Genomic DNA, 15,704 nt, shown 5'->3' with positions numbered 1-15,704 from the left:
TTGACTTTCTCCTTCATTTACAGGTAAACTGATGAAAAATCAACGAACAAGGATCAACGTAGATCTGGAATAGTAGCTTGAATCGATCTTTAACAGAGAGGGAACGGTGCTGAGAAGTTCCTACTGACATCTTCAAGTGAACCTGCCGATTTAGTTCTGTTTCATACAGCGGTTCATACCGTTATCATGAATTGAGTGTAAAGCTGTGCTTTAAATTAGGGTGGTACCACCAGGAATGGTCCCTAACTTAAAGTACAGCTTTTTTGTTTTTTAAAAAGGAGGAACCTGCAATGTCAAAGAAACAATTTGTTGAGAAAATTACAAGCATGGAAGACGACTTTGCCCAATGGTATACAGATGTTGTCACAAAGGCGCGGCTCGTCGATTATTCAAGCGTGAGAGGCAGTATGATCATTCAGCGTACGGCTTTAAAATCTGGGAGAATATTCGCGACGAACTTGACCGCCAGATTAAAGAAACGGGTCATGAGAATGTCTATATGCCGCTCTTTATCCCAGAGAGCCTGCTGCAGCAGGAAAAAGATCATATCGAAGGCTTTGCTCCTGAAGTGGCGTGGGTCACACATGGCGGTGAATCCGAATTACAAGAAAGGCTCTGCGTCAGACCAACCTCTGAAGTGCTGTTCGCTGAGCATTATAAAAACATTATTCATTCCTACCGCGATTTACCCAAGCTATATAACCAATGGGCCAATGTCGTCCGCTGGGAAAAGACAACACGTCCCTTCCTTAGAACCCTTGAATTCCTATGGCAGGAAGGACACACGTGCCATGAGACTGAGCAAGAAGCGATTGAAGAAACAGAAAGAATGCTTCACACTTACGCTTCTCTTTGCGAAGATCTCCTTGCCATTCCTGTCATTAAAGGGAGAAAAACAGAGAAGGAAAAATTCGCCGGCGCTCGCTTCACCTATACAGTCGAAAGCTTGATGCATGATGGAAAAGCGCTCCAAACTGCCACTTCTCATTTCTTCGGGAACGGATTTGCAAAGGCGTTTGGCATTGAATTTTTAAACCGTGAAGGAAAACTAGAGCATGTCCAGCAGACTTCATGGGGCTTCACAACAAGAATTATCGGCGCTATGATCATGGTGCATGGCGACGACAGAGGGCTTGTCCTCCCGCCAAATATTGCGCCAACCCAAGTGCGTATCGTGCCAATCGCTTCTCATAAAGAAGGTGTCCTCGATCATGCCTATGAATTAAAGGATCGACTCGCCCGCATCTCACGCGCTGACATCGATGTAAGTGATAAACAGCCAGGTTGGAAATTCAACGAGTGTGAAATGCAGGGTATTCCGCTTCGTGTAGAAGTAGGACCAAAGGACATCGAAAAAGGACAGGTGATGCTCGCAAGACGAGACACTGGTGAAAAGCAAGCTGTCACATTAGATGCCCTTGAACAAACCATCGCAGCAATGCTTGAAGACATTCAGCGGACCATGTACGAAAAGGCGAAGGAACGATTACATGAAAAAACATCACAAGCCCTCACAATCGAAGACATCGAGCAAATTCTTGCAGAAGAAAACCGATTGATTAAAGCCATGTGGTGCGGTGACGAAGCCTGTGAAAACGATATTAAAGAAAGAACAGGTGCGACCTCACGCTGTATCCCATTTGAACAGGAAACCATTTCTGACACATGTGTCTGCTGCGGAAAGCCTGCATCTGATATGGTGTTCTGGGCGAAAGCCTATTAAGAATATGAACGATAAAGAAGCATCTCAGGATGCTTCTTTTTTTGTTAAAAGACCCAAACACCCATTGACCTCACCTGCATGATCCCCTATAATTCATATTAATATAATCGGTTTTTAAGACTTTAACTGGAGTGGTGATATATGAAACGCTGGCCCTCATTCTTTGCCGAACGCTGTCCTAAATGTAGAACAGCATTAGAAGTCTCAAAGTCCAATGCCCTGCAAGGCAAAGTCGTGAAAACATGTCCCAACCTTCATTATCAAAAAGAGTACCACCCCGCACTAGAAACGTATATCGAGCACGATGACGTCAAATAAAAAAGACCAACACGTTTGCTCTGTTGGTCTTTCTTTTATAAAATATCCAGCCAAATTTTGACCGCTGTCGCTGTAATCATTACAGCAAGTGCCCATTGCAAATAGACGGCATTGATTTTCTGACCGACCTTAGCACCAAGCGGAGCGGCTGCCAAACTTGCGGCCATCAGCACAATCGCAGGAAGAAGCATGACTTGACCCGTCAATACCTTTCCAGTCGATGCGCCTATAGCAGAAAGAAACGTAATCGCAAGTGATGACGCAATTGTCATTCGAACAGGAATTTTTAAAATAGACAGCATGACAGGTACTAAAATAAATGCACCGCCTGCGCCTAATACCCCGGAAACACTGCCAATTACAAAGGCAATACCTGATGCCAGTCCTTTATGAAAAGTGACTTCACCCTCTGCGTCTGCACGCTGTCCTTTTTTCGGAATCAGCATGAGAATAACCGCCACAATGGCAAGTAATCCATAGACGAGGTTCATCCCTTTCTCTGGCATAAAATGTGATACATAACTGCCTAATAAGCTGCCCGCCAATATACTGCTTCCCATATATAAAATCAGCGAGCGATGTAAATATCCGCTTTTCCGATACGCCAGTACACCACCCAGCGTCGAAAAAAGCACTTGAATGGCGCCAATCCCTGAAACCTCGTGTGCTGATAATGCCATCACACCGAGAAGAGGAGGGATATAAAGCAGCATGGGATAGTTGATCACAGATCCGCCGATCCCCACCATTCCTGATAAGAAGGAACCAATACATCCGATGATAAAAAGTGTAATCAAAAATGCAAAATCCACGCTGGTCTCCTCCTTTGCAAAAGGAAAAGGGGATCTTCAGCAGATACCCCTACATCCTTTAGGACCCTTTTCTCATCCAGAACTTCAGCACGTGACCTTCTTCTGTCTGCGTGATCAATTCATGTCCGCTTGACTTCGCCCATGCAGCTAAGTCAGCTTTAGCCCCTTTATCTGTTGCATGTATTTCTAAAACTTGACCTTCCGCCAAGTCGTTCATTTTTTTCTTCGTTCGAATAATCGGCATTGGGCATGCAAGCCCTGTTACGTCTAATAGTTGATCAGATGTCATTTGATCGTTCCTCTTTTCTTATTTTATTGGACATTACCGAATCGCACAACGGTTTGGACCAATTTCCATTACCCGCTGTTCTTCATCGTCTGGAGTCAATTTCCCCATATTGGTATACCGGATGTCTTGATAGGCATTTGGCTGTGCAGGAAGATTCTTCGTGACCATTTGTCTAAATGCATCTTCGTCTTCAATGTTCAGTCCATGATTTTCTTCAAATAAAACGCCAAGTTCCTTCCAAACGCTTCCGTCTTCATTCACTTCTTCCATGATCATGAAATGCGCAGGTAAAACAATTAATTCTTTCGAAAGCGCCATATATCGGTCATAAAGTGTTTCTCTCAAATCACCTACCCAGTCCTCCGCCAGTCCAGCGAGATCAGGTCTTCCGATAGAATCAACGAACAGAATATCACCCGAAATAAGAAATTGATTGTCTACGATAAAAGATGTTGAGCCGATCGTATGTCCCGGGGAATAAAGAGGGTGAATGTCAATGGAAGACGTCCCAATTGTTATCCGCTGTCCTTCTTCAAGATGTTTGTACTCAAAGGTTACCTCTTCTGCATCTTTTGGTGGCAGCCAGTAAGCAGCTCCTGTCTGATCAGCTAGTTTTTTCCCACCAGAAATATGATCCGCATGAAGGTGAGTATCCAGCACATGCGCCACCGAAACATCATGCTTTTTCGCAAAATCGATATAGACCTCCGTCATTCGAGCAGCATCCACAACCGCAGCTTCTCCATTGGACATGATCATATAGGACAGACACCCTTTGCCCATCCGTACAAATTGATACAGCTCTCCACCGCCGCTTAAATCACCAATCTTCACTGGCTCGACATGCTCACTCCATGCCTTCATACCACCTTGTAAATAACTGACCGTTCTGCCCGCCTCTGACAGCATCTCCGCCACCATAATAGAGGAGCCCTCTTTGGCACACACAACTAGCACTTCTCGGTCTGTTGGTACTTTCTCGACCATATCCTCTACGCCATCGAGAAGCTCAAAGTAAGGTACATTGACATAATCAACGGCTTTTCCTTCAATCTTCCAGTCCTGTACATCTGATTCGTTTCGTACATCTAACAAAAAGATGGGCTCTTTGTTGATAATCTTTTTTGTTAACTGTTCTGCTGTCATTTCTTTTACAGACATCGTTTTATTCAGCTCCTATTTTTCAATCTCTCCTGCCCAGCTGTTCATGCCTGGCACTATATTCACTAATTGTTGAAATCCTTTTTCTTTTAACTTTTGCGCGGCTAATTCACTTCTTCTGCCTGAATGACAGATGAGGTAAATAAGCGTATCCTGGCTCAATTCTTCTGCACGGTGTTCGACTTCTCCAAGAGGGATGTGAACAGCTCCTGGAATATGCCCCGCCTCGTATTCATCCAGTTCTCGTACATCTAAAATAAACAAAGATTGATCTTCTTTTACCTTCTGTTGGAACGTATTCAAAGGCATTTCCGAAATCATTGACTCCCCTTCTTTCTCTTGCACTCCACCTTTACGTATCAAATGATGAAGCACCTGTCCTTCTACTTTTGTTCCTAAAAATTCGTGGCCGGCACTCTTTGACCATGCCGCTAGATCCGCTGCTGATCCTTTATCGGTAGCTTGCACCTCAAGCACGTCTCCTGGTAATAGCTCATTCATTTGTTTTTTTGTTTTCACAATCGGCATCGGACATGCCAATCCTTTTGCATCTAAAATGACAGTTGGTTGCTGCACGTGATGTCCTCCTTCATATAGGGGTGGGGGTATATTTTATACATACTTAATGCCAAGCATTCATGCCACCCTTGATATTCATAATTTGTGTAAATCCTTGCTTCTTCAATATTTTAGCTGCCTGCATACTTCTCATCCCGCTTTGGCATATCACATAGACCTCTTTGTCTTTCGCAAGCTGATTTGCTCGTTCTTTTAGCTGAGGTAATGGGATGTTGCGAAATCCTTTAATATGGTCTGTTTGAAATTCTACAGGAGACCGAACGTCAATCAGTTGTTGATGCTGTCTACGCAATTGAGGTTTCATATCGGCTGCATCAATTTGTTTTACACCCTTTACAGGAAGAAAACGGCTCACCAGCAAACCAATGACGATGATGATCAAAAGTGTTTGAATCATGTGTTAACACCTCACTAGATAAATAAATTCACATTCCCAATTTCAGCCTCAGCTAAATACGCCGCCACACCAGCATATTGAATATCATCTAATAATTCTTTCTCCTGCAATCCTAAAAGGTCCATCGTCATTGTACATGCCACGAGGTTAATCTCCTGTTCCTTCGCCATATCAATAAGCTGCGGCAAAGTCATGGCATTGTGCTTTTTGATCACGTGCTTAATCATCTTTGGGCCCATTCCAGCAAAATTCATCTTTGAAATGCCCATTCGATCAGCCCCGCGCGGCATCATCTTGCCAAACATTTTTTCTAAAAAACCTTTTTTCATTGGCACCATCTCATCCTTGCGCAAGGCATTCAGCCCCCAAAACGTATGAAAAATCGTCACCTCATGATCATAGGCCGCTGCACCATTGGCGATAATATAAGCCGCCATCGCTTTATCATAGTCTCCACTAAATAGCACAATCGTCGTGCGTTTTTTCTGTTCTTCCATTCTGCTCCTCCTTTTTCAATTACCCTTGGGGGTATATATAAAATAAAAAATATATACATATACCGGTAAGGGTATATTATAACAAGTAAAAAAATCCGTCAACCTCCAAAGGCTGATGAATTTCTTACCGGCTTTTCACCAATAGCTCAACCGCTTCTTTCACAAGACCCTCCGTATCCTTGCCTTGTTCAAGACTTTCACGGACACATTGTTCAAGATTTGTACTCACAATCACACCCATTGCACGATCAATGGCATTGCGTGATGCAGACAGCTGCGTCACCACCTCGCGGCAATCCTTTCCCTGCTCCATCATCGCAAGAACCCCTTTAATCTGCCCCTCAATCCGGCGAAGACGATTCTTCATCTGCTGATTATATTCCATTCGCAAGTACCCCTTTCTATTGAATTCCTATGAACAGATAGTATACCCTAAGAGGTATTTAGTCAAACGACTTGTCCTTCTCTTTTGTAGAGAACGTATGTGAAAATAATTGCACATTCCACCATTTATTGATAAAAAGAAAATAATCAACGAACGAGAAATCATTGAAAGAAAAGAGGGAAACTTATGACTTTACAGCATTATATTGGATCAAACAAAGAACTGCCGCTTGGGACCATTGGTCAAAATCCTACCTATAAACCACTCTCTGAACTCAATATCAAATTGTTTGATCAAAAACAAAAAAAGCACAAAACCTATCAAAAAGAAGATCCTTTGATAGAAGTATTCGAAACAGAAGAGGATTTCGAAGGCATTCACATTGATAATTTAGATCCTTTCTATGAAACGGTAAGAAACAAATTCACGCATCCTTTTGTTTATGAATTAGACATCATTCATTCTCTTCGTGCACTTTTTAAATTCATTGAAAAAGAGCTTTCAAAAGGAGAAACCATCGAAATCTATTCTTGTCTAAATGAACTCGAAACGAAAGAAAAGGATGATCAATTGGATGTAGAAATTGACCTAAGCAAAAAACGGTTTGGAAAACATATCTATTTTAAAGACATCAATGAACTGATTGATATGTTTGAGTTAGAAAACTTACAATATGTGTTGGTGAAGAAATAGACCTCCTGCGGTAAAAGTATAGAGAAAAGGAGACACTATCATGAACTTGACATGTGAATCTAAAAATTTTGATGATTATTTATGTGAACTAGCTGAAGTTGATTATTCTCATCCTCTTATTCGAGCAAAATCAAATGAACTTTTCAACCCTTTGCAGACAGAAATAGAAAAAGCAAAAGCAGCCTCTGAGTTTGTTCGAGATGAAATTCCCCATACATGGGATATCCAATCCAAACGAGTGACTTGTCATGCATCTGAGGTATTAACTTATAAAGAGGGAATTTGCTATGCAAAGTCCAACCTATTAGCTGCTCTATTGCGCTCACAAGGAATACCCACAGGTTTCTGTTACCAGCGGTTAATGTTGTTCGATACGCCAGATAAAGGATATTGTATTCACGCATTAAATGCTGTATTTTTTCATTCACTTAATAAATGGATTCGATTAGACTCTCGCGGCAACAAAACAGGAATTGATGCTCAATTCTCACTTGATCATGAAAGATTAGCTTTTCATACTCAACAAGAATTAGATGAAGTCGACTATCCTTTGATATATGTTAAACCACATCCAAAAACAATGAGCGTTTTAAAAGAACATACAGATGCTATTGAGATGTATAAACACCATTTACCAGAAACGTTATAGGCTTGGGGGGCAAATAGACTTCGACAAAGCCAAACGTGAAAATAAACCAGTGCTTATCAGCATCGGTTATGCCCACTTGTCGCTGACGGCATAGGATCTATTTTATATTTAATGGCCATAATAACTTCATCCAAATGAAACCTAGCCTTCAATTAAACGTTTCAACTTAAGCTCCGTATCAGTATCCTCAACTGGAGTATAGACACTGCATCTTAAATCAGTATCCCCATACACTTGTAATGAAGTGAGGTTAAACAACATTTTACCTGCCTTAGCATGACGAAATTCAATTAATACTTCAGGCGCATAGCTGATCTCATTTTCATTCCAAATTTTACGAAACTCAGGATATGCCTGCTCCATTTCTTCTATAAATTGCTCATACCAGTCATCAGCTACATACTGTCCATAATACGTTCTAAATATGGCAATATATCCTCTAACAAAATGCTCCCAATTCACGGCTAGACTTTTAAATTCCTTTCTTGCGAATAGTAAGCGTATGATATTCCTTTCTGACGGGATGATTTGTTCAAAGTCCAAAAATACATTAGCTGCTGCTTGATTCCACCCAACAATTTGACTTCTTCTATCAGATATAATCGTTGGGCAATAACGAAGCTCCTGCAACATTTTCACTAAAGCCGGACTGATTTCCTTCTCATTCTCAATGATAAAGGATTGTTTCACTCCTTCCTCTAACGCTAAAGCGTACAAATATCTCCTTTCATCGTTATTTAATTGTAATGCTCGAGAAATCGCATCTAATACCGAAGTAGATACTTTTATATCTCTGCCTTGCTCTAACCATGTATACCAAGTAAGACTCACACCGGCTAGTTGAGCCACTTCTTCTCTTCTTAGTCCTGGTGTTCTTCTGCGGGTTCCTACAGGTAAACCAACCATTTGAGGAGTGATTTTCGAACGTTGATTCTTTAGAAATTCTGATAAAGCTTGAAGTCTAGTTTCAGGTTTCATGAAGATCTCCCTTTAAAATATTATTAATTATACTAGGATAAACAACAACTTGTAATAGGATAACACAATGGCTAAAGTTAATAAAAACAAGGAGGGAATGATCATGAAAAGAGTTGTCATTACTGGAATGGGAATTATTTCTCCACTTGGAAATGATGTAAATAGCTTTTGGAATCAACTAATCAAAGGACAATCGGGAATATCTCTCATTGATTCTTTTGATACAACTGATTATAAAACAAAAATAGCCGGAATCGTTCGTGATTTCGATGCAGATGAAATATTGGGAAGAAAAGAAGCAAAACGTTTAGATCGCTTTAGTCAGTTTGCCTTAGCAGCAGCCGAACAAGCATTAGAAAATTCACAATTACAGTTAGATCAAGTTGATCTTGAACGTTTAGGCGTATATGTTGGTTCAGGAATCGGGGGTATCCAATCGCTTGTTGATCAAGTGAATGTATTAGATAAACGAGGTCCCTCAAGAGTAAGCCCCAGCCTTGTCCCCATGATGATTTCAAATGCGGCTGCGGCCCAAATCAGCATAAGATTAGGGGCACAAGGGCCATCATTGTCACCAGTCACAGCTTGTTCTATTGGGAACACCTCTATTGGTGAAGCTTTCAATGCGATCCGAAATGATGATGCAGATATTATATTTGCCGGTGGAGCAGAAGCTGCCATCTCACAAATATCTTTGGCCAGTTTTGGAAATGCACATGCACTATCTACTAGAAACCAAGAGCCAAGCCTAGCCAGCCGTCCATTTGATACAGATAGAGATGGTTTTGTGATGAGTGAAGGCGCAGGTATCTTAGTATTAGAATCATTAGAAAACGCAATTCTTAGGGATGCACCGATATTATGTGAAGTAGTGGGATACGGAGCTAGTTCAGATGCTCATCATATGGTAGCATCACACCCAGAAGGTAAAGGTGCCTACTTAGCCATGAAAAAAGCATTGAGAAGTGCAAACATATCAACAGATGAAATTGATGTTATTAGTGCTCATGCAACAAGTACACAAGTAGGTGATCGTTCAGAAGTTCTAGCAATTAAGAAATTATTTGGTGATCGTTCAGGTGAAATTCCAACAACGGCAAACAAGTCAATGACTGGGCACATGTTTGGTGCTGCCGGCGGAGTAGAAGCCATTGCTTTAGTGGAAAGTTTGAGACGAGGAATGATTCCGCCAACTATTAATGTAGAGAATCAAGATCCAGACTGCAATTTAGATGTTGTATTAGAAGCGAGGGAGCTTCCATTGAAATATGGGCTATCCAATTCTTTTGGTTTTGGAGGACATAATTCAGCCATCTTGTTCAAACATTACGATTGATCAAGGGTGTATAGCCCTTGATTTTTTTCATTTTGGGAATACCTCACAGACAAATGATGACGGGCAACAGCAATCTGATATATTAAATAGAGAAAAGAGAATACTAAAAAACATATAGAAAGGAAGGTGATCCCCTGCCAAACAACCAAACACCCAACCCGCTCATCCATGAAAAATCACCGTATCTCCTTCAGCACGCTCACAACCCAGTACACTGGTACCCGTGGGGGCAAGAAGCATTCGATAAAGCCAAACGTGAAAATAAACCAGTGCTTGTCAGTATTGGTTACGCTACTTGTCACTGGTGCCTTAACAGACACACCACTAGATTTAATTTAAAACGCATCTAACACATCTTTTTCCTCGTCAAACTTTCAAAATCTTGATTCTCCATTTACATACCAAATATTAAAATAAGTATTTGAACAGAATGATACATAATTGGTTAATTTTACAGATAGTGCAAAAGACCCTATAATAGAAGTGTCAAAGAGAAAAGGGGGAGAGTAATGAATACACAACATCCAGATGATATTATTGAGAAAGCAAAAGATTTTTTTAGAAACGAAATAGCAAAAAGTCATCTTGCGAACACTTTAAAGTTGAAAGAATTGAAACATTTATCACTGAATCCATTTTTAGATAAGTACAGAGCTAACTTTTTAGCAGGGAATGATGATCCGAAAAACATTGCAAGAGCATTAGTTTATCCAAGAGTATTAGGCACATCTTTAAACACAACATTTGGAAACAAGTTGCAGAAATTCTGTAGTGAAGTCTTGGATGGTTTCGCCTCAACTACATCTGGAATTGATATTGAATTCATTGATAAGTTAGACGGCAATAGAAAGTACTGTCAAATAAAGGCTGGCCCCAACACAATTAATGCTGACGATGTTCCAACTATTAAAAATCACTTTTTAGGGATTAAAAATCTTGCTCGAACAAATAATTTAAGTATTGGATTTAATGACCTTGTTGTAGGTGTTTTTTATGGTTCCGATGATAAATTAAGTGGTCACTACAAAAAAATCAAAGAAGAATATCCAGTAATTGTAGGTGCCGAATTTTGGTATAGACTTACAGGTGAAGAAAACTTCTATAAGCGATTAACTGATGCAATAGGAGAAATTGCATCAGAGTTTGATGGATCAAAACATATAGAAGAAGTAATTGATAGTCTAGCCAAACAAATAGAAGAGGAATTAAAAGAACAAGAGTCTTTGGAAGAATAGTAATGAAAACAGGGATGTAAAGTTTTCATCCCTGTTAATTTCCACAGAAAAAGCAGAATGATCATGTTAGCTGATTTAGTGTGCTAATTATAGATAAACCAATAGCTTGAGCCATATTTACTGGAACGGCATTCCCAATTTGCTTATAAGCATTGTTTGTTGAACAATCAAAATTCCATGAGTCAGGGAAACTTTGTATTCTAGCATATTCTCTTACTGTAAATGGTCTGGTTTCATCTGGATGACATCTTTCTGTTTGTTTTTGTGCGGGAGAGCAAGTTAATGTTAGAGAAGGCTCATCCCAAGATAATCTTCTAGCCATCCCCGTTCTTCCACCACCTGAGTAATAACTTTTTCCCATGTATTCTTTCGCTATTTCGTCAGGGAGATCTCTCCAGTAGCCACCAGGAGGGACGAGATCTAAAACTCTTTTTTTCGATTCTGGATATTTTGCTCCCTCAGATTCTGGAACATTTTTTAGAACATCCTTTAATGTAAGCTCATATCCATAAGGTTGAGGGAAGAAATAATTCGCCTCGTATTTCTCTACTAAATCATTTCTAATACCAACTAATACTATTCTTTCCCTCTTCTGTGCTACATCATAATCTAATGCTCTTAAAACTTTCCATTTTACTGTGTAACCAATATCAGAGAATACTTTTAACATAAGAGCTAAAGTTCGACCATTATCATGATTAACTAACCCTCTTACATTTTCAGCTAAGAACATTTTCGGAAGTAACTGTTTTAAAACTTGGGCATAGTAATAAAACATTGTACCTCTCGCATCGGATAACCCCATTTTCTTTCCTGCATAACTAAATGCTTGACAAGGATAACCTCCTGATAGTAAGTCTAATTCTCCAATTGGAACATTTACAAAGTTTTTCATCCCTTCTTCAGCAACATCAATGATATCCTTCTCAATAACATTCCAATGAGGTCTATTTTTTCTCAAAGTTTGACAAGCATATTTATCAAACTCAACAAGACCTCTAGATTTAAATCCAGCTTGTTCTAGTCCTAATGCTAACCCACCAGCTCCAGCAAAAAGTTCTACTACTGAATAATCTTTATTAGCTTTAATATCTCTTATATCTAAAAACTCATTTCCTTCAAAACTTGAAACATTTACTTCCTCATCTATATTAGAATCTATTAAATTATCCGTTCCATCTAGTGATAACTCCATTTGTTCAGAATCAATAATTTCTTCAAAATTCACATCTAATATTTCACATAATTTTAAAGCATTTGACTTTATAGGATTGAAATTAGGTGACAACAGCATAGAAAGCTGATTTTTACTAATTCCTAGCTGCTCTGCTAATTGTTTTTGAGTTGAAATTCCATGTTTTTTCATATGTAATCTAACTTTATTTTTACTTATAGTATACAATTGAATAACCCTCCAATAGAGTTAAAAAAATATTTAACTTTTATAGGGTTATTATGATCGATTTTTAACTTTAAGTCAATAAAACAAATTTAAAACTATTACGGTTTTTATTTGGTGTATAGCATCTTGTTGTATGGGAAAAAAACCTGAATATCATATACATCACTGTGTTACTTTAGAATATGATAAATTTAACAAAGTATTGAAAGAAGGTGATCCCATGCCCACTAACAATAAACCCAATAGATTAATCGCTGAGAAGTCTCCTTATTTACTTCAGCACGCTCACAACCCAGTACACTGGTACCCGTGGGGGCAAGAAGCCTTTGACAAAGCCAAGCGTGAAAATAAACCTGTGCTTGTCAGCATCGGTTACGCCACTTGCCACTGGTGCCACGTCATGGCACACGAAAGCTTTGAAGATCAACAAGTCGCTGACATCTTAAATGAGCATTTTATTTCAATCAAAGTCGATCGTGAAGAGCGTCCAGATATCGACTCTATGTATATGTCTGTTTGTCAGATGATGACGGGGCAAGGCGGCTGGCCGTTGAATGTGTTTGTCACGCCGGATCAAAAGCCTTTTTATGCGGGAACGTACTTTCCAAAGAGAAGTGCATACGGGCGGCCTGGCTTCATCGAGGCACTGACACAATTGCTGGATGCGTACCATAACGACCGAGATCATATTGAATCATTGGCAGAGAAGGCAACAAATAACCTGCGGATCAAAGCAGCCGGGCAGACAGAAAATACGCTGTCTCAAGAGGCAATTCACAAAGCCTATTATCAGCTCATGAGCAGCTTTGATACGCTGTATGGCGGCTTCGGCTCCGCGCCGAAATTTCCTGCACCTCATATGCTGTCATTTCTGATGCGCTATTACGAATGGACGGGGCAGGAGAATGCGCTGTATGCAGTCACGAAAACGTTAGATGGGATGGCAAATGGCGGTATATATGACCATATTGGTTCCGGTTTTTCTCGTTATTCGACGGATGAAAAATGGCTTGTGCCGCATTTTGAAAAAATGCTGTATGATAACGCGCTGCTGATGGAAGCTTACACAGAAGCGTATCAGCTCACTTCAAAACCTGAGTATGAAAAGCTTGTCCAACGTCTGATTCAATTTATTAAACAAGATATGATGAATCCAGGCGGCTCATTTTATTCAGCGATAGATGCAGATTCTGAAGGGAAAGAAGGACAATATTACGTCTGGTCAAAGGATGAAATTATCACTCATTTAGGGGAGGAGCTTGGCGCTTTATTTTGCGAAGTCTATCACATCACAGAAGAGGGGAACTTTGAAGGGGAAAACATCCCTCATACCATTTCCACCTCTTTTGAGGACATCAAGGCCTCTTTTTCGATCGACGATAAAACCCTTCAGTCAAAGCTGCAAGAAGCCCGGCATATTTTACAATCAGTCAGACAGCAGCGACCTGCACCGCTTGTCGATGACAAGGTGCTCACATCTTGGAATGCGCTGATGATCGCAGCTCTCGCCAAAGCAGGAAAGGTCTTTGATGCAGAGGAAGCGATCCATATGGCGAAGCAGGCGATGTCTTTTCTAGAAACACATCTTATTCAACATGAGCGGCTCATGGTCCGCTACAGAGAAGGTGACGTGAAGCATCTTGGCTTTATCGAGGATTATGCACATATGCTAAAAGCCTATATGTCTTTATACGAAACGACCTTTGAATCAGATTGGCTGGAAAAAGCCACAGCCATTGCCGAGAACATGTTTGAGCTGTTTTGGGACAAGGAAAAAGGGGGCTTTTTCTTCTCAGGATCAGATGCGGAAGCGCTCCTCGTTCGAGAAAAAGAAGTGTACGACGGTGCCATGCCTTCTGGTAATAGCACCGCACTCCACCAGCTTCTGAAACTAAGCAGAATGACTGGACGTCAAGACTGGCTGAAAACATTAGAACAGATGTTCAAAGCCTTTTATGTGGATGTCTCTTCCTACCCAAGCGGACATACAGCGTTTCTGCAAGGGCTCTTGAGTCAATATGCGGCAAAAAGAGAAATCATCATTCTTGGGAAATACGGAGATCCGGAAAAAGAACGGCTTTTACAGACGCTTCGGAAACGATTTATGCCATTTGATATCATTTTGACCGCCGAAACAGGAAATGACTTAGCCAAGCTCGCACTATTTGCAAAAGATTACAAAACAATCGACGGCAGCACCACCGTGTATATTTGTGAAAACTACAGCTGCCGCCAGCCAATCACCAATATCGACGAATTGATGGAACAGTTATTCCACGATTAAGTTTGTCATATGATGACTATGAGAAGACAAAATGAGGACAAACAGATAAAAAACATGTCAATCCGCTAACAAATCGTCTGTACGGTTTTATTTTTCCTAAAAAACGGTTAGAATGCGCACTAGACGTTCTCATACCGAAGGGAGAGAAAATGATGAAAAAGGTATCATACACACTCATCGCTTGTTTGTTATCTGTTGGACTTGCAGCCTGCTCGTCAAACGATGCCAAACAAGATAAGCAAAACGATGCAGCCAAAAACAAGGAAACAACACAGGCTGATCAAAAAGAACAGCAAAAGCAAATGGAAGAAATGCAAAAGAAATTAGACGCACAAAAAATCGATGATCAAAAGGTCGTTGCGACCGTCAACAAAGACAAAATCACAGGCAGTGAATACAATAGCGCCTTATCTACTATCCAAGGCCAGCTTCAGCAGTCCGGGCAAGACCCAACTTCTAAAGAAGGCGAGAAAGCAGTCAAGAAACAAACCATTGATGCGCTCGTAGGCCAAGAGCTCATCCTGCAAGATGCTGAGAAGAAGGGCTTCAAAGCCTCTGACAAAGAAGTAGATAAGCAGCTAAAGGAAGAAAAGAAACAGTTTAAAGACAACGCTCAATTCGAAGAAGCACTGAAAAAGAGCGGACTTACATTGGATCAGCTGAAAAGCGACATTGCCGACAGCATCAAGTACAGCCAATATGTCGACAAAGAAATCAAATCAGCCTCCGTCTCTGAGAAAGACGTCAAAGCGTACTATGACCAATACGCAGACCAAATGAAAAAACAAAAGCAAAAAGCACCAGAATACAAAGAGGTTAAATCACAAATTAAAAAACAGCTAGAATCTCAAGAAAAGCAGAAAGAAGTACAAAAAGAAATTGAAAAGCTAAAGAAATCTGCGAAAATTAATGTGTCTCTGTAACATCTAAGAAAAAATCCGCCATTGTGCGGATTTTTTTGTTACT

The 15,704-nt window shown here is 40.3% G+C and carries 18 protein-coding genes, 1 pseudogene and 1 other annotated feature; of the genes and pseudogenes, 10 read left to right on the top strand and 9 right to left on the bottom strand.

All coding sequences use genetic code 11. The features are described from left to right. Positions 1 to 50 precede the first annotated feature (50 nt). Positions 51 to 247 (top strand) — a binding site (T-box leader). 99 nt (positions 248 to 346) lie between these two features. Together proS and AOQ70_RS19620 are read left to right on the top strand one after the other, a co-directional pair. Further along, a complete protein-coding gene (gene proS, locus AOQ70_RS00840) occupies positions 347 to 1,723 on the top strand; it encodes a proline--tRNA ligase (protein ID WP_442854372.1) in 1,377 nt (458 codons plus the stop codon). A gap of 141 nt (positions 1,724 to 1,864) precedes the next feature. Next, positions 1,865 to 2,041, top strand: coding sequence for a hypothetical protein (locus tag AOQ70_RS19620; protein WP_164512187.1), 177 nt, complete (start codon positions 1,865 to 1,867; stop codon positions 2,039 to 2,041). A gap of 35 nt (positions 2,042 to 2,076) precedes the next feature. Here the strand turns inward: AOQ70_RS19620 and AOQ70_RS00835 are convergent, their stop codons facing one another. The 7 genes from AOQ70_RS00835 to AOQ70_RS00805 all read right to left on the bottom strand — a co-directional run bounded on the left by AOQ70_RS00835 (position 2,077) and on the right by AOQ70_RS00805 (position 6,161). After that, positions 2,077 to 2,853 (bottom strand): sulfite exporter TauE/SafE family protein, encoded by a 777-nt coding sequence (locus tag AOQ70_RS00835; RefSeq protein ID WP_059374510.1) that lies wholly within the window; start codon positions 2,851 to 2,853, stop codon positions 2,077 to 2,079. A 58-nt stretch (positions 2,854 to 2,911) separates the two neighbouring features. Continuing rightward, a complete protein-coding gene (locus AOQ70_RS00830; RefSeq protein ID WP_024427452.1) occupies positions 2,912 to 3,142 on the bottom strand; it encodes a sulfurtransferase TusA family protein in 231 nt (76 codons plus the stop codon). A gap of 33 nt (positions 3,143 to 3,175) precedes the next feature. After that, complete coding sequence (locus tag AOQ70_RS00825; protein ID WP_059374508.1) at positions 3,176 to 4,303, bottom strand: MBL fold metallo-hydrolase; 1,128 nt, start codon at positions 4,301 to 4,303, stop codon at positions 3,176 to 3,178. A gap of 15 nt (positions 4,304 to 4,318) precedes the next feature. After that, a complete protein-coding gene (locus AOQ70_RS00820; RefSeq protein WP_059374506.1) occupies positions 4,319 to 4,879 on the bottom strand; it encodes a sulfurtransferase TusA family protein in 561 nt (186 codons plus the stop codon). A 46-nt stretch (positions 4,880 to 4,925) separates the two neighbouring features. Next, positions 4,926 to 5,279 (bottom strand): rhodanese-like domain-containing protein, encoded by a 354-nt coding sequence (locus AOQ70_RS00815; protein WP_059374504.1) that lies wholly within the window; start codon positions 5,277 to 5,279, stop codon positions 4,926 to 4,928. Between the two features lie 14 nt (positions 5,280 to 5,293). Further along, positions 5,294 to 5,776, bottom strand: coding sequence for a DsrE/DsrF/DrsH-like family protein (locus AOQ70_RS00810; protein WP_041088802.1), 483 nt, complete (start codon positions 5,774 to 5,776; stop codon positions 5,294 to 5,296). Positions 5,777 to 5,900: 124 nt separating this feature from the next. After that, positions 5,901 to 6,161: a metal-sensitive transcriptional regulator gene (locus AOQ70_RS00805; RefSeq protein ID WP_003217059.1), complete on the bottom strand. Its 261-nt coding sequence runs from the start codon at positions 6,159 to 6,161 to the stop codon at positions 5,901 to 5,903. 186 nt (positions 6,162 to 6,347) lie between these two features. Between AOQ70_RS00805 and AOQ70_RS00800 the strand changes: the two genes are divergently transcribed. After that, positions 6,348 to 6,854 (top strand): hypothetical protein, encoded by a 507-nt coding sequence (locus AOQ70_RS00800; RefSeq protein WP_059374502.1) that lies wholly within the window; start codon positions 6,348 to 6,350, stop codon positions 6,852 to 6,854. Positions 6,855 to 6,894: 40 nt separating this feature from the next. Beyond that, positions 6,895 to 7,503: a transglutaminase-like domain-containing protein gene (locus AOQ70_RS00795; RefSeq protein WP_059374500.1), complete on the top strand. Its 609-nt coding sequence runs from the start codon at positions 6,895 to 6,897 to the stop codon at positions 7,501 to 7,503. A 141-nt stretch (positions 7,504 to 7,644) separates the two neighbouring features. Here the strand turns inward: AOQ70_RS00795 and AOQ70_RS00790 are convergent, their stop codons facing one another. Then, entirely contained in the window at positions 7,645 to 8,481 is an 837-nt protein-coding gene (locus AOQ70_RS00790) for a helix-turn-helix transcriptional regulator (protein ID WP_059374499.1), read from the bottom strand. A 103-nt stretch (positions 8,482 to 8,584) separates the two neighbouring features. Here AOQ70_RS00790 and fabF point away from each other — a divergent pair, with 103 nt between their 5' ends. The 3 genes from fabF to AOQ70_RS00780 all read left to right on the top strand — a co-directional run bounded on the left by fabF (position 8,585) and on the right by AOQ70_RS00780 (position 11,052). Beyond that, positions 8,585 to 9,817 (top strand): beta-ketoacyl-ACP synthase II, encoded by a 1,233-nt coding sequence (fabF, locus tag AOQ70_RS00785; RefSeq protein ID WP_059374496.1) that lies wholly within the window; start codon positions 8,585 to 8,587, stop codon positions 9,815 to 9,817. A 134-nt stretch (positions 9,818 to 9,951) separates the two neighbouring features. Beyond that, positions 9,952 to 10,167 carry a DUF255 domain-containing protein gene (locus AOQ70_RS19010; RefSeq protein ID WP_082700792.1) on the top strand — a complete coding sequence of 72 codons (216 nt, stop codon included), beginning with the start codon at positions 9,952 to 9,954 and terminating at the stop codon, positions 10,165 to 10,167. A 159-nt stretch (positions 10,168 to 10,326) separates the two neighbouring features. Continuing rightward, a complete protein-coding gene (locus tag AOQ70_RS00780; protein ID WP_059374494.1) occupies positions 10,327 to 11,052 on the top strand; it encodes a PmeII family type II restriction endonuclease in 726 nt (241 codons plus the stop codon). Between the two features lie 61 nt (positions 11,053 to 11,113). Here the strand turns inward: AOQ70_RS00780 and dcm are convergent, their stop codons facing one another. After that, positions 11,114 to 12,418 (bottom strand): DNA (cytosine-5-)-methyltransferase, encoded by a 1,305-nt coding sequence (gene dcm, locus AOQ70_RS00775; RefSeq protein ID WP_059374514.1) that lies wholly within the window; start codon positions 12,416 to 12,418, stop codon positions 11,114 to 11,116. A 256-nt stretch (positions 12,419 to 12,674) separates the two neighbouring features. Between dcm and AOQ70_RS19840 the strand changes: the two are divergent. From AOQ70_RS19840 to AOQ70_RS00765, 3 genes and pseudogenes are all read left to right on the top strand, one after another. Continuing rightward, a pseudogene (locus AOQ70_RS19840) lies at positions 12,675 to 13,166 on the top strand (thioredoxin domain-containing protein); the annotation flags it as partial. Positions 13,167 to 13,250: 84 nt separating this feature from the next. Further along, on the top strand, positions 13,251 to 14,738 hold the full coding sequence (locus tag AOQ70_RS20120) for a thioredoxin domain-containing protein (protein WP_331457663.1): 1,488 nt from the start codon (positions 13,251 to 13,253) through the stop codon (positions 14,736 to 14,738). A gap of 152 nt (positions 14,739 to 14,890) precedes the next feature. Next, positions 14,891 to 15,661 (top strand): SurA N-terminal domain-containing protein, encoded by a 771-nt coding sequence (locus tag AOQ70_RS00765; protein ID WP_039176104.1) that lies wholly within the window; start codon positions 14,891 to 14,893, stop codon positions 15,659 to 15,661. The last annotated feature ends 43 nt before the right edge of the window (positions 15,662 to 15,704 follow it).

The sequence above is a fragment of the Bacillus sp. AM 13(2015) genome (genome assembly GCF_001518755.1).
GTDB classification, from domain to species: domain Bacteria; phylum Bacillota; class Bacilli; order Bacillales; family Bacillaceae; genus Bacillus; species Bacillus safensis.
Note: the sequence above shows the minus strand (reverse complement) of the source record. Positions and strands in the feature narration are given on the sequence as shown.